Source organism: Parafrankia sp. FMc2 (assembly GCF_041008525.1).
GTDB lineage: Bacteria > Actinomycetota > Actinomycetes > Frankiales > Frankiaceae > Parafrankia.
This window is the reverse complement of sequence record NZ_JBFLUG010000173.1, coordinates 1-13,031: the sequence shown is the minus strand read 5'-3', so window position 1 is coordinate 13,031 and position 13,031 is coordinate 1. Positions and strand designations below refer to the sequence as shown.

Genomic DNA, 13,031 nt, shown 5'->3' with positions numbered 1-13,031 from the left:
GACCGGCCGCTTCTTCTGCGAACCCACGACACAGTCCTGACCGGCAGAGGGACGGGAAGACCTGCCAGCCCAACCCTCTCACCCAGACACGAAACATGCCAGGACTAAGCGGCGACAGTCTACTAGCACCAATCTCGTGGAAAGAATGTGACCCGCCAACCTGTGTTGGCGGGTCACATTCTTTCCACAAGTGTCCCCCCGGACGCTACTTCCGGTTTCCCAGCAGGTAATCGGCGACGAGCAGCCGGTGGATCTCGTTGGCGCCTTCGACGAGCTGGAACACCTTCGCGTCGCGGTAGATCCGCGAAACCCGGTACTCCGGCGAAGTGCCGTAGGCGCCGTGTACCTGGACTGCCTCCGTGGCGACCCGTTGCATCACATCACTGGCGTACTGCTTGGCCATCGACAGCTGCATGCGGGCCCGGTCGCCAGTGTCCATCAGACGGGCGGCGGCCTGGGTGAGCAGCCGCGCCGTGACCACGCCGGTCGCCATGTCGGCGATCTTGGCCTTGGTGAGCTGGAACTCGGCGATCGCCTGCCCGAACACCACCCGATCCTTGGCGTAGGCCATGGTGTCCTCGAGAGCGGAGTGAGCCTGGCCTACGGCACGGGAGGCCACGGCGAGCCGTCCGCTCTCCACCGCGGCCATGGCAATGTAGAAGCCTTGGCCCTCCTCGCCCAGCAGATGGTCCGCGGGAAGCCGGACATCCTCGAGGAACACGTCTCCGGTGGAGATCGAGCGGAACCCCAGCTTGTCGCGGTAGGGCTTCAGCGTGACGCCGGGTGTGTCGACCGGGATGACGAACGCGCTGATTCCCTTGCGGCCCAGCGCCTTGTCCTTCGTCGCGAAAGTGACGATGAAGTCGGCGTTGTCGAGATTGGAGATCCACGCCTTGGACCCGTTGATCACGAACGCATCGCCGTCGGCACAGTAAGTCGTGGTGACCCCCGCGACATCGCTGCCGGACCGGGGTTCGGTCACGCCTCCCGCGCCGAACAGCTCACCCTGTGCCAGCGGGCGCAGCCACCGCTCCTTCTGCTCGTCGGTGCCATACTTGCGCAGGCCCGCGCCGACCAGGCTGGAGGGCATGCTCATGTAGACCGCGGCGATGTGGTCCACCCGCGCCATCTCCTCGATCACGATCGAGTACGTGAGATGGTCAAGGCCCAGCCCGCCGTGGTCCTCGGGCACCAGTCCGCCGAGCAGGCCGAGCTTGCCCATCTCGACCAGCACCTCGCGGGGGAACTTCTCGTTCGCGTTCGCCTCGGCCACCAGCGGCGCGACCCGCTCGGCCGCGAACTCGCGGACCATCCGCTGCAGGTCGCGCTGCTGATCGGTGAGCGGCGTGCAATCGCTCAGGAAAGGAACGTCAGGCACCGGGGCCCTCCAACACTGTGACAGCCGAGACGGCAGTAGGCCCGCCGATGTTGTGGGCCAGCGCGATGCGCGCGCCATCAACCTGGTTGGCAGCTTCACCGCGTAGCTGTTCGAAGAGCTCGACGCACTGCGCGACACCGGTGGCGCCCGGCGGATGCCCCTTCGCCTTGAGCCCTCCACTCGGGTTCACCGGGATGGGCCCGCCCACCTTTGTGGCCTCCGCCTCGACGAGCTTGTAGGCGCCGAAGCGCTCCGCGAAGCCGAGGTCCTCGTAGCTGATCAGCTCGACTCCGGTGAAGCAGTCGTGCACCTCCGCGACGTGCACGTCGGCAGGCGTCAGGCCGGCCATGCCGAGGGCCTGCTTGGCCGCCTTGACTGTCGCCGGGAAGGTCGTCATGTCCCGCTTGTGCTGGTGCATCACCCGGTCAAGGCCGAGCCCGACGCCGCGAATCCACACGGGACGGTTGGTGTAGCGGTCGACTACGTCCTCGGAGACCAGCAGGAGCGCGGCGGCGCCGTCGCTCTGCGGCGTGCAGTCGTACAGGCCGAACGGGGTGACCACGGTCGGGGCATTGAGGGCCTGCTCCACGCTGATGTCGAAACGCAGCTGTGCCTTCGGGTTCTTGACCGCGTGGTGGTGGTTCTTCACGGCCACCATAGCCATATGTTCCTTCGTCGCCTGCGACTCGTAGAGGTAGCGGCTGACGTGCAGGGCGAAGTTGGCGGGGGCGACCAGGCCGAGCGGGTAGTCCCAGGCCATGTCGCGGGTCATCCCGGCCCACTCCCAGAACGTGTCCTTCGACGCCGACTCGCGGACCTTGTCCGCACCAACGACCAGTGCGATGTCGAAGGCGCCGGACGCGATACCGAACAGGGCGTTGCGCACCGCGTCGTTCCCGGTCGCGCAGGCGTTCTCGACCCGGGTGACCGGGATGTCGGGAAGTCCGAGCGTGTCGGCGAGGATGCCGGAGGGGAACCCGTCACTGGTGCTCAGCTCGCCGAACCAGGCGGCCTGTATGTCGTTCTTTTTCAGTCCTTTGTCGACGCTGGCGGCGCATTCGGCGAACGCCATGGGTATCAGGTCCTTGATACCCAGTGCGAAGTGCTCGGCGAAGGGCGTCATCCCCGCGCCGACGACAGCGACTTTCCTCATGCTTCCTCCGGTTCGAAGGCGTATCCGTAGTCCGGCACGCCGGAGCGGACGGCGACCCGGCGCAGCACCATCCGGCCGCGGTCGCCGATGTCGACGGTGCCGGGTTCGGTCCCCGTCACCTTCACCAGCGCCCGCACGCCCACCCCGTCGAGTTCGACGATGACCAGCGAGTACGGAGTCCGCAGTCCCGGGACCGGGACATGCACGGTGACTCCGGTGTAGACGGTGCCGGTGCGGGGCAGCGGCACCAGTGTGTATTCCGAACTCAGCGAGCCGTCCTGGCCGACGCGGTACCGGGGCGGGAAGTCGAGTTCGTCGCTGCCGGGGTGACGGGCGGCCTCCCAGCGCAGCTTGGGTTCGAAGGCGCGGTCGTAGGCGGCGAGCGAGATGGGAATCTCCGCACCCGGCGTGTACTCGCCCTTGGGTACCGGGCGTGCCGGAAGTTCCCGGCGGTTGACCTGCACCGTGGCTGTCTCCACGAGGACGCCGGTGAGGCTCGCCTGTTCGATCGCGAGCAGGGTGCCGATCGTGCCGTCCTGTGCCAGGGAAGCCAGCGCGAAGAAGGGCGAGCTGGCACCGAGGGTGGGCAGTTCCGGTGGTGTGCCCGCGCACAAGGACGCCGCCTGCTTGCGGTCCGCTCCGGCGACCGCGACCGCCTTCTCGACTCCCGCGGCGGCCACGGAGGCGAGCAGGCCACGTTCGCGCAGCAGCCGCGGGTCGCCGTAGTCGTGCACGTTGCCCGCGGCGTCCCGAGTGCGGACGGGGAGACTGCGGGTGAGCCGGGCCGTCGCGCGGACCGGCAGGCCCGCATCGCTGGTGAGCACCGCGGCCGCGCCGGCCGGTTCGAGATCCGCGCCGATCACGAGCGTGCGAGGCCGTGCCGAGCTGAGCGCGTCGAGGGCAGCGGGTGCGCCACCGAGCCGTTCGCTCACCTCGAGCTCGGGGCCGAGCCCGAGTCCGGCGAGCAGCACAGCGCTGTTGCCACCTTCGAGCAGCGGCAACTCGCGGCTGACCAGGATCACGCGCTCGGCTGTGCCGGAGCCCTCAAGCGCTGCCTTGCCCGCTTCGACGGCCAGCGTGAGCACGTCCTCGTCATCGCCTGCTTGCCGCCGCAGGGTGCTTCCCCAGCACGGAAGGTACGTGCCTATCGAAGAAACCTGTGTCATGTGACCTCCGTCCTCGGAGAAAAAATAGCATATTTAGCTAACTGTTTCTAGGGTGCTGTCCAGGCGGAAACGACAGGAAGGCAGCTGCTGTGGCGAAGTCGACGTTGGCCGGGAAGAGCGTCCTGGTATCGGGAGGAAGTAGAGGGATCGGGCTGGCCATCGCGCTGCGCGCCGCCAGGGACGGGGCGAATGTCGCGTTGCTGGCGAAGACGGCCGAGCCGCATCCGAAGCTGGAGGGGACCGTGTTCACCGCCGCGGCCGACATCGATGCCGCCCCGGGAGCCGATGTACTGGCGGGACACCCCCCTACGGTGGCATGCCCGCTCTTGCGGTCCCCGGAATCATCCAGGACCAGTACCCCGCCCGGGTGCGGCGCGCCGGCCGGGGACGCCGTGAGCAGCTAAACCCGCCTACTGTTGATCTTTTCGTGGTGCCACGGGGACTCCGACAGAAACCACTGCAGCCGCTGGACCTCGCGATGCTGCGCGCCGGCCACCGGCTCCGCCCGTGCAGTTCGGTTTGAATATCGTCCCGGTCCGTCCAGCGGAGCTCGGCAAGGTCGCGATCCGCGCAGGAATTCGGCAACCGCGGCAGGCGGTCGGACGAGATGATCGCGCTCATGGACACGCTGTTCCGTGAGGAGACCCCGAGCTTCGCGGGCGAGTTCTACACGATGCCCCAGGTCGGGTTCGAGCCCAAGCCGATCCAGCGTCCCCGCCCGCCCCTGCTGATCGGCGGCCGGGCACCCGCGGCACTGCGCCGCGTCGCCCGCGACGGCTGGTACGGCAGCCTCGAGACGCCCGAAGTGATCGGGACGATCCTCGCCGAGGTGAACCGGATGCGCGCCGAGTACGGTCGCGCCGACCTGCCGTTCGAGGTCACCGCGATCACTGGCTGGGGCAAGGGCTACGACCGCGATCTCGTCGAGTCCTACGCCGCCGGTGTCGACCGGCCCGTCGTGACGCCGTGGGCCCGTAGGCAGCCAGGCGATGGAGGCCGCCGAGCGGTTCGCCGCCGAGGCGGGACTGGAGGCACCGTGAGCGAGACCGGAGCAGCCGAAGACTTCGCGGCGCGGACGTCGCCATCAGCTACCGCAGCGACACTGCCGCCGCCGAGGAGACCGCGGCGCTCGTGCAGAAGCTGGGCAGGCGGGTCCTGCTGGTGCAGACGGACGTCGGCGACGAGGCCGCGACCGTCGCGGCGGTCGACCGGATCCGGACCGAACTCGGCCCGATCACCCTGCTGGTCAACAACGCGGCTTACATGAAACGCCAGCGCCCCGCCGACATCACACCTCGCACCTGGCGGGCGATCTTCACGATCAACGTCGAGGCGGTCTTCCACCTCATGTGGCTGGTCCGCGAGGACATGGTCGCGGCGGGCGGGGGCGCCATCGTCAACATCTCCTCCCAGGCAGGCTCCCACCCCGATCCCGCGATGATCGCCTACGGCGCGTCGAAGGCCGCACTGAACTCGCTCACCGCGAGTGCCGCATTGGCCTTCGCCAAGGAGAAGATCAGGGTCAACGCTGTGTCCCCGGGTTCATCCGCACCCCGCGCGTGGACACCGTCGACGAGGCCACCCTGGCACACCTGCTCCGCCAGGGCACACCTGCTCCGCCAGGTTCCCGTCGGCAGGATGGGCGAGCCCGAGGAGATCGCCGCCACCGTCGCCTTCCTGCTTTCCGACGCTGCCGCGTTCGTCACCGTCAGGTCTGGGCGGTCGCGGGCGGTCAATGACCACCGTGCGTGGAACGGGCCCTGGCTGCCAGCCAGGGCCCGTTCACGTTGTCACGATCAGAGTATCGCCGAGGAAGTTTTCAATTCGATGATCTTGTCCCAGTCGAAACCGAGTTCCTGCAGGATTTCGTCGGTGTGCTGACCGTGGCCGGGTGCCGCGCGCAGCGTGGGCGGGGTCTCGTCGTACTGCACTGGGTTGGCGGCCAGTGCGAAGGTGTTGCCGTTCTCGTTGGTGACTTCCGGCAGGTAGCCGTTCGCTTTGACCTGCGGGTCATCGTGGATCTCGCGCGCGTTCTGGAAGGTGTCCCACACCCCGTCGAACCCTTCGAGCTTTTCCTGCCAGTGCTTCAGCGGCTGGGATCCGAAGGTCTTGCGCAACTCGACGATGCAGTCGCGCCGGTTGATGAACCGGTTCTTCGCGTCGGCGTAGCGCTCGTCGGTGGCCAGGTCGGGGCGGCCGATCCGCTCGCACAGGTCCGCCCAGAAACGGTCGGCCTGCAGGAGCACCAACCCGATGAAGCGATTGTCGGCGGTGCGATAGAAGCTGGCCACCGGGTTGGGCATGTCCTCAAGGTTGGACCTGGGGACCGGGGAGCCAAACAGCCCCGCGGCGACGATGTCCGGGCCCAGCTGCCAGATGGCGGCCCCGAGTAGCGAGACGTCCACAATGGACGGTTTCCCGGTGCGTTCGCGGCGGAACAGTGCTCCGGCGATGCCGCTTGCGATGGCGAAGCCGCCGAACAAGTCGCCGAATGCCGGGCGCTGGACCGGGGGGTAGTCGCCGTCTCCGCTGGCAAGCGCGTCGCCGATGGCGCCCCGGGCCCAGAATGACGCCAGGTCGAAGCCGCCTCGATCGGCCTGCTCGCCCTTGGTGCCGTAGCCGTGCCCGCGGGCGTAGATGATATTGGGGTTGCGGGCGCGGATGGCGTCGACGTCGACTCCAAGGCGCCCCCGCGAGCCGGGGAGCAGGTTGGTGATGAACACGTCGGCCTGCTCGACGAGCTTGTAGACCACCTCAAGGCCGTCGGGGTGGGATACGTCGACGCCGATGCTGCGCTTGCCGCGGTTGGGCTGCTCGATGAAATGGTTCACCCCGTCTTTCCCCGGGACCAGGCCGGAGCTGATCAGTCCGCGCTGGGGGTCGCCGGTTTCGGGGTGCTCGATCTTGATGACATCGGCGCCCCAGTCCGCGAGTACGGCACCGGCCGCGGGCACGAATGTCCATGCCGCTAATTCGACAACCTTCACGCCTTCGAGAACTGGTTCCATGGCTAGCTTCCTTTCCGGCTCAGCGAGAGGCGATAGTCTTGGTTTCCAGGTACTGCTCGAACCCTTCGATGCCGTTCTGCCTGCCGATCCCGCTCTGCTTGTACCCGCCGAAGGGCCCGTCAGCGCCGTAGTTCACGCCGCCGTTGACACTCATGTGGCCGGCGCGAATCTTCCGCGCGATGGCCTCGGCGCGCTCGGGGGAGCCGGAGTAGACGCCGCCCGCGAGGCCGTATGGCGAGTCGTTGGCGATGCGAATCGCGTCCGCGTCGTCCTCGAACGGGATGACCACGAGCACCGGGCCGAAGATTTCTTCCTGCGCGATGGTCATGCCGTTGTCGACGTCGGCGAACACGGTGGGTTCTACGTAGAACCCCTTCGGCAGGTGCTCGGGCCGCCTACCGCCGACGGTCACGCGGGCACCCTCCTGCTTGCCCTTCTCGATGTAACCCAGCACGCGTTCGTGCTGGCGGCGGCTGATCAGGGGACCGGCGAAGTTCGCGGGGTCCGTCGGGTCGCCGTAAGGGACCTGGGCGTAGGTCGCGGTGGCGATCTCGACAGACTCGGCGTATCGGGAGCGTGGCACGAGCAGGCGCGTCGTCAGTGCGCAGCCCTGGCCGGCATGCATGCATGCGACCATTGACTGCGGCACGGTCGCGGCGAAGTCGGCGTCGTCCAGGACGATCATCGCGGACTTCCCGCCCAGCTCCAGCATCGTGCGCTTCATCGTGGCCGCCGACAGTTCGACGATGCGCCGGCCCGTGGCCGTGGAGCCGGTGAAGGAGACCATGTCCACCCGGGGATCGGTGAGCAGCCGCTCCGCGACCTTGTTGTCCGAGGCCGGCACGACGTTGAACACCCCGGCCGGGATGTCGGTGCGCTCGCGCACGAGCCGGCCGATGCGGGTCGCGTTCCACGGCGTGTCCGGAGCGGGCTTGAGCACCACGGTGTTACCGGCGGCCAGCGCGGGGCCGATCTTGCCGATGACCACCTCGAACGGGAAGTTCCACGGGGTGATAGCCGCGACGACGCCGATCGCCTCCTTGACCACCTTCCGGTGGTTGGTGCCGCCGAAGAACTCGGTGTCGGGAAGGTCCCGCTCCCACGCGAAGCTCTCGATCAGCGACGCGGGGAACAGCAGAGCCTCCTCCATCGGCCAGTCGACCTGGGCGAGGTAGGTCGTCTGCACCGGCGCGCCCACCTCGGCGATGATCTCGGCGCGCAGGTCTTCCTTCTCGTCCACCAGCGCCTGCTGTAGTTGCTCCAGGCACCGCTTGCGCAGGGCGTGGTCGGTCGACCAGGTGGTCTCGTCGAAAGCCCGCCGGGCCGCGGCGATCGCGCGGTCCATGTCCTCGGCGGTCGCGTCGGTGGTCTGGCCGAGAACCTCCTCCGTGGCGGGGTTGATGTTGTCGAAGCGGGCGCCGGAGGCGGACGTAATCAGCTCGCCGTCGACGAGCATGCGGTCTTCACCTTGGCGGGTTTGCGGCGCGGCGGTCATGGCCGGAGACTCCTTCGTCGTCGAGGGAACTGCCTCGTCTGGGGCAACCTTATATAGTCATATAAATCAACACAATGAGCTCTTTGTGTGCAGCGTACCCCGGCTCGCCGCGGTGGCTTCGTCGTCCAGAGCGGCGGAAGGGTTGCTCGCCGTTCAGAGCGGTTGCAGGTCGGCCGCCAGCCACTGGCCACCGGTGTGCTGCAGCTGCACCCGAGCCGAGCTGGAGCCGACCACGGGCGTCGGCTGGCTCTTGCTCGTGCTCTCCGGTGAGAGCAGTACCAGCAGGACCACCTCGTCCTGGCGCGCCTCGACCACCGCGGCGTGCGTGATGGTCGCCTTCGTCGTGACCTGGTCACCGGTCGCGGTCGGCGTGACCACTTGGGTCATCAGCGCCTGCAGGTTCTGCTTGAAGTTGCCGGTGGCAGCGCCCGTGGCGGTGGCTATGTCGGCGGGCAGGGTCCGGTAACTGTAGGACAGCGCGCGCGGCACGATCGTCTCGACCGCTTCCTGCGTGTCGTCTCGCGCGGCGGATACGGCGGACGTGGCCTGAGCGTCCCGCAGCAGGAGGCCGCTCTCGGTGAGCGAGGCGGCGATCGCGATGGAGAGGGCCGCGACGGCGAGTTCGCGGCGCCGGGGCCGACGTAGCCGTATCATGCGACGAACTCCAGTTGTGATACCAGCCATTGGCCGTCCTGTCGCTGCAAGGTCAGGCGTAGCCGGTACTGCCGGTTCTCGCTCTGCGGTGCCTGGGTGTTCTTGATGTTGGCGCTGGCGACGACGAGCGCGGTCGCGGTGTCTCCGCCAAGCTGCTCGACGCCGGCCTCGGGGATCTGCCCGGTGTAGATCACCTGTCCCTGGGTGGCAGCCTGTTTGAACGAGTCGGCCTGCTGGGTCAGCTGGGTGCGGAAGTCGCCGCTGAGCAGCCGGTCGTACGTCGCGTCGGTGCCGGTGTGGCTGAGTCCGACGAGGTTGAGCACCTCCTGCCGGGCGGCGAGTACCACGTTGTCCCGGTCGGTCTCCGTCGCGGCGGAGGAGTGATCACGCCAGAACAACCAGCCGCCGGCGGCGAGCGAGAGGACCAGGAACACCGACAGGGCGATGAGTGCCCAGGTCCACCGGTTCCACCTGCCGCGCCCGGGTTCCTCGTCGACATCGGCTTCTTGATCAAAGCGGACAGTGGCTTCCCGGGTGTCCGTCTCGGTCTCCGGCGTGCGCGGGTGCGGGCTTGGACGGCGGGCCACGTTGCCTCCGTCCGTGTTGCGTGGGTCATAAAGTTATATTATTGTACGTTCGCCGCACGGAATTCAAGTCTGATGTCCTCTTGGGACGCCGGGAGCGGTCAGTTCGGTGGAGTCGGCCGTCCGACGTACGAGGAAATCGTGCGCCTGCTTGCGGACCGGGACGCCACCATCGCCGCCCAGGCCGGCACGATCACCGAGCAGGCGCGCCTGATTGAGCGGCTGGTCGGGCAGGTCGAGCAGCTCGCTGACAGGGTCTGCGAACTGGACCGTCGAGTCGGCAAGGACAGCACGAACTCGTCGTGGCCGTCGTCGTCGGACAGTCCGTACACGAAAGCGATCGACGCCGGCGGGATCTGGCCGGCGTTCACCGGCGTGCTGATGCGTGACGGCTACCACGGCTACACCCACCTCACCCAGGCGCTGCACGCCTGGTGCGGCGCGCACACCCTGCGCGACCTGCGGTCCATCCAGGACGGCGACCCTGCCGGGCAGGTCTGGGCCGACGCGATAGCCACCACCCTGCTCGATGCCCACCACGCCGCGTGCGACGCCCGCGACGCTAGGCAGAGCGCGCTCGCCAACATGGTCGCCCCCGGCTGGATCGAAACCCAGAACGCCGTGGACTACCTGCGCTCCAACGCCGGGCTGGAGACCGAGGATGAGCGCCGCGCCTGGATGCTCGACAACGCACGGGTACCCGCCACCAGGATGGGACGGCCCGAGGAGATCGCGTCCATGATCGCCTACCTCTGCTCGGCGCAGGCCGGATACGTCACCGGCAACTGGATCGAGGTCGACGGCGGGCACCACCGCTCAGCGTTCTGAGCGGGACCCCGGCACGAAGAGCTTCACGATCTCGTCGCGAGCCATCGCGTACGGACGGTCCAGCCGTGCCCGGGCCCGCATCTCAAGGCAGCGCAGCACGACGGCGTGGACGGCGAAGGCGTCACGTTCGGGGACCGCCCCTGGCAGCGTGCCGTCCTCGCGGGCCCGGCGGAAGGCGTGCGCCAGCAACTCCCGGTGGCAGGCGTGCACGTCCTCGAGCGCGTCGGCAATCCCGGCGACCAGGCCGACCTCGGGGGAAAGGAAGGTTCGTCCTTCCCTGGCCTGCCGCTCCTGCCAGCCGATGGCGAGGAACTCCTCGACCCAGGCGATCACCGCGGCGCGGCCGTCCGCGGCGCCCTCGGTGGCCGCCCGCAGGCGATCGCGCACCAGCGCACCCGCCTCACGCTGCATGGCGAGCACGAGTGCGTCCTTGGACGGGAAATGCCGGTAGAAGGTCCGGCGGTTCACCCGGGCCGCCCGCAGGATGTCCTCGATCGCCGTCGGTCCGCCGCCATGGCCGATCAGCCGGTGCGCGGCCCGGATGATGCCCGCCCGTTCCTGTTCGCCGCGCTCCCGCGTCCCCGCTGTCCTGCTCGCCGGCAAATTCATTCTTCACCTTCCGCCGGTCTCATGATCGCACGACTTGTGTCCACGAGCCCGGCAACCCTGGGAATGCAGTCGGCGCAGTCCGCGGCACAGTCGTGGCGGACCGGGCACGGCGCCGAGGAGCCGCATGCGGTGACGGGGGACTGTTCAACTCCGGCCGCCGGGAGGTTGACGGGCCCGGGCCGCGGAAGAAGATCGGTGTACACGGGAGGCCTCCGACGTTGGATTCCGGGGTTCGCCGTCGATTGTGCCTAGTGTAGCGTGATTCCGCTTCATTTATTGCCGGTATTTGGCTAGAATAGCGACGTGGAACTTTCGGTGGAAGAGATCGTGGAACTCCGAGACATGATCAATGATCGCGACGTTCCTGCGAACGTTGCAACACGGGCGCGAATCGTTCTGTGGCACGCCGAGCATCGACCCAAGAAGGAAATAGTCACGGCCTCGTACACGGCGTGCTCCGCGATCTGTTCCCAAGCGGCGTCGGGATCGTGTGTGACGTGCACGAAACCCATCGTCGGCGGTAGGCCCACGAAACCGCCGTCGAACCCGGCGGCCCGGTATTCCTCGTGGTAGGGCCGGGCCAGCGCCGGATCGGGCACCGCGGGCCAGAATCCCAGGCGTAGCCGGGCCGCCCGCTTGTCGGCGGCCGCGCTGGAGCCGCCGACAACCACCAGTTCGTGGAACGCGCGGTCGGGGGTGGGGGCGATGAGGACCTGCTGCCCGCGATGCTCGAACGGCTCGCCGCGCCAGCACCGCCAGGTGCGCCTCGGTAAGTCTGCCGCGCACCGAGCGCGCGACGCCGAACATCGCGAACTCCTCCTCGCGGTAGACCAGCCGGGCCCGATCCCCGGGTCGGTAGCAGACTATCCCGACCACACTCACCCGCCCGGACCCGCCCCGTCCGGGTACCCGCACCACCTGGGTCGCCCCGCGCCGACCCAGGTCCGTGTCCGTGGCGGTCTGGAGGCCCTGTCCTCGTCGCAGAAACAGACCCAGGCGGGCCGGGCCGCCGCGGTGGTTTTATACCGCCGGCCACCGCTCGTCCTGCCACTCCCGGACGGCGTTGTCGTCGCGTTCGACCGCGCCGCGCCGGCAGCTGACACGACCAGCCGTGGCGGTCCAGCAGCATCCACACTCCGGGCAGGGTGTAGGTGAGCCCGAACTCCCGTGCGATCACTTCCGCGACCCGGGCCAACGTCCACCGCTGGTCGTCCCAGCCGTACACCCCCGGCCCCCGGCGCAGGACCGCTTCCAACCGGGCCAGCTGCCGATCGTCCAACCGGCACGCTGACAACGGGCCGGTCGACCGCAACGCGGTTGCACCCCCCGATTCCCAGGCCCAATACCAGCGGCCCGCTGTTTTCGGGGTGACTTTGAATTCCCGGGCCACATCCGCCCGTGTCGCGCCCTGATCGAACCGGCCGGCCGGCCGGCACCCTACGACCGCCGGCCCCAGCGCGCACGACCGACAACCACGCCTCGTCCACGAGCACTGCCGACAAAAATGGGTAACTGGTCAGGTCTCGTAGATTGTTTGTTTTTGGTTGCCTGGCTGGCTGGGGTTGCTTGATGGGCTGAGGGTTCGGGTCGTTGGCGTGGTGTGGTTGATCGGTTCGTAGGGTTGCGGTGTGTCCGAGGATCCGCCCGCACCGTCGGTGCCGTCGTATGACGAGCTCGCGGTGCTGGTGGTGAGCTTGCAGGCGGATCTGGCGCGGGCGCTGGAGCGGATCGCCGAGCTGGAAGCGCAGCTCGCGAAGACGTCGCGGAACTCGTCGAAGCCACCGAGTTCGGACGGGCTGGCGAAGCCGCCCCCGACGTCGCTGCGGACGAAGACGGGTCGGCGCCCTGGTGGGCAGAACGGCCATCGGGGATCGACGCTGCGTATGGTCGCCGATCCTGACGAGTGTGTCGCGCATGAGCCGGGGCCGTGCGCGGGGTGCGGGGTGCGGCTTTCGGGCCGGCCGGTGATCCGGACCGAACGCCGGCAGGTGTTCGACCTGCCCGAGCTCCGCCCGCACGTGACCGAACCTCAGCTCGTCGAGCGGGAGTGCGGCTGCGGGACACGGACGAAGGCGACCGCACCGGCGGGGGTGGATGCCCCAACCCAGTACGGGCCGCGGGTGAGTGCGGCGGCGGTCTACCTGTATTCCGGGCAG

The 13,031-nt window shown here is 68.4% G+C and carries 12 protein-coding genes and 3 pseudogenes; 5 read left to right on the top strand and 10 right to left on the bottom strand.

What is annotated here, in order from left to right:
* Positions 1 to 205 precede the first annotated feature (205 nt).
* From AB1460_RS32115 to AB1460_RS32105, 3 genes are read right to left on the bottom strand one after another with little or no spacing between them, the layout of a single operon-like run.
* Complete coding sequence (locus tag AB1460_RS32115; protein ID WP_368965857.1) at positions 206 to 1,477, bottom strand: acyl-CoA dehydrogenase family protein; 1,272 nt, start codon at positions 1,475 to 1,477, stop codon at positions 206 to 208.
* Positions 1,371 to 2,531 (bottom strand): thiolase C-terminal domain-containing protein, encoded by a 1,161-nt coding sequence (locus tag AB1460_RS32110; RefSeq protein ID WP_368965855.1) that lies wholly within the window; start codon positions 2,529 to 2,531, stop codon positions 1,371 to 1,373. The genes AB1460_RS32115 and AB1460_RS32110 overlap by 107 nt, the downstream gene beginning before the upstream one ends.
* A complete protein-coding gene (locus AB1460_RS32105; protein WP_368965853.1) occupies positions 2,528 to 3,697 on the bottom strand; it encodes an OB-fold domain-containing protein in 1,170 nt (389 codons plus the stop codon). The genes AB1460_RS32110 and AB1460_RS32105 overlap by 4 nt, the downstream gene beginning before the upstream one ends.
* 89 nt (positions 3,698 to 3,786) lie before the next feature.
* Between AB1460_RS32105 and AB1460_RS32100 the strand changes: the two are divergent.
* Positions 3,787 to 3,978 (top strand): annotated as a pseudogene (locus AB1460_RS32100) (SDR family NAD(P)-dependent oxidoreductase); the annotation flags it as partial.
* Here the strand turns inward: AB1460_RS32100 and AB1460_RS38440 are convergent.
* Positions 3,955 to 4,208: pseudogene (locus AB1460_RS38440) on the bottom strand (transposase); the annotation flags it as partial. The pseudogenes AB1460_RS32100 and AB1460_RS38440 sit on opposite strands and share 24 nt — an antisense overlap.
* A 96-nt stretch (positions 4,209 to 4,304) precedes the next feature.
* On the opposite strand from AB1460_RS38440, the pseudogene AB1460_RS38435 reads away from it, so the two are divergent.
* Positions 4,305 to 4,523: pseudogene (locus tag AB1460_RS38435) on the top strand (LLM class flavin-dependent oxidoreductase); the annotation flags it as partial.
* Between the two features lie 257 nt (positions 4,524 to 4,780).
* Positions 4,781 to 5,578 (top strand): SDR family NAD(P)-dependent oxidoreductase, encoded by a 798-nt coding sequence (locus tag AB1460_RS32090; protein WP_368965859.1) that lies wholly within the window; start codon positions 4,781 to 4,783, stop codon positions 5,576 to 5,578.
* Here the strand turns inward: AB1460_RS32090 and AB1460_RS32085 are convergent.
* The 4 genes from AB1460_RS32085 to AB1460_RS32070 all read right to left on the bottom strand — a co-directional run bounded on the left by AB1460_RS32085 (position 5,494) and on the right by AB1460_RS32070 (position 9,441).
* Positions 5,494 to 6,705 (bottom strand): CaiB/BaiF CoA transferase family protein, encoded by a 1,212-nt coding sequence (locus AB1460_RS32085; protein WP_368965851.1) that lies wholly within the window; start codon positions 6,703 to 6,705, stop codon positions 5,494 to 5,496. The two genes, AB1460_RS32090 and AB1460_RS32085, sit on opposite strands and share 85 nt — an antisense overlap.
* A gap of 19 nt (positions 6,706 to 6,724) precedes the next feature.
* Positions 6,725 to 8,200, bottom strand: coding sequence for an aldehyde dehydrogenase family protein (locus AB1460_RS32080; protein WP_368965849.1), 1,476 nt, complete (start codon positions 8,198 to 8,200; stop codon positions 6,725 to 6,727).
* A 153-nt stretch (positions 8,201 to 8,353) separates the two neighbouring features.
* Positions 8,354 to 8,854 (bottom strand): hypothetical protein, encoded by a 501-nt coding sequence (locus AB1460_RS32075; protein ID WP_368965847.1) that lies wholly within the window; start codon positions 8,852 to 8,854, stop codon positions 8,354 to 8,356.
* Positions 8,851 to 9,441, bottom strand: coding sequence for a hypothetical protein (locus AB1460_RS32070; RefSeq protein ID WP_368965845.1), 591 nt, complete (start codon positions 9,439 to 9,441; stop codon positions 8,851 to 8,853). Before AB1460_RS32070 ends, AB1460_RS32075 begins: the two co-directional genes overlap by 4 nt.
* 138 nt (positions 9,442 to 9,579) lie before the next feature.
* Here AB1460_RS32070 and AB1460_RS32065 point away from each other — a divergent pair, with 138 nt between their 5' ends.
* On the top strand, positions 9,580 to 10,266 hold the full coding sequence (locus tag AB1460_RS32065) for an SDR family oxidoreductase (RefSeq protein WP_368965843.1): 687 nt from the start codon (positions 9,580 to 9,582) through the stop codon (positions 10,264 to 10,266).
* Here the strand turns inward: AB1460_RS32065 and AB1460_RS32060 are convergent.
* Positions 10,255 to 10,875 (bottom strand): TetR/AcrR family transcriptional regulator, encoded by a 621-nt coding sequence (locus tag AB1460_RS32060; protein WP_368965841.1) that lies wholly within the window; start codon positions 10,873 to 10,875, stop codon positions 10,255 to 10,257. The genes AB1460_RS32065 and AB1460_RS32060 overlap by 12 nt on opposite strands.
* Before the next feature lie 433 nt (positions 10,876 to 11,308).
* On the bottom strand, positions 11,309 to 12,100 hold the full coding sequence (locus tag AB1460_RS32055; RefSeq protein WP_368965839.1) for a winged helix-turn-helix domain-containing protein: 792 nt from the start codon (positions 12,098 to 12,100) through the stop codon (positions 11,309 to 11,311).
* 403 nt (positions 12,101 to 12,503) lie between these two features.
* Here AB1460_RS32055 and AB1460_RS32050 point away from each other — a divergent pair.
* Positions 12,504 to 13,031 (top strand): DUF6444 domain-containing protein (locus AB1460_RS32050; protein ID WP_368965837.1); only part of this gene is annotated, 528 nt, incomplete at its 3' end.

Coding starts and splice junctions, on each gene's coding strand:
- AB1460_RS32105 (WP_368965853.1), bottom strand. CDS start 3,697: ATGACACAGGTTTCTTCGATAGGCACGTACCTTCCGTGCTGGGGAAGC.
- AB1460_RS32110 (WP_368965855.1), bottom strand. CDS start 2,531: ATGAGGAAAGTCGCTGTCGTCGGCGCGGGGATGACGCCCTTCGCCGAG.
- AB1460_RS32060 (WP_368965841.1), bottom strand. CDS start 10,875: ATGAATTTGCCGGCGAGCAGGACAGCGGGGACGCGGGAGCGCGGCGAA.
- AB1460_RS32075 (WP_368965847.1), bottom strand. CDS start 8,854: ATGATACGGCTACGTCGGCCCCGGCGCCGCGAACTCGCCGTCGCGGCC.
- AB1460_RS32085 (WP_368965851.1), bottom strand. CDS start 6,705: ATGGAACCAGTTCTCGAAGGCGTGAAGGTTGTCGAATTAGCGGCATGG.
- AB1460_RS32080 (WP_368965849.1), bottom strand. CDS start 8,200: ATGACCGCCGCGCCGCAAACCCGCCAAGGTGAAGACCGCATGCTCGTC.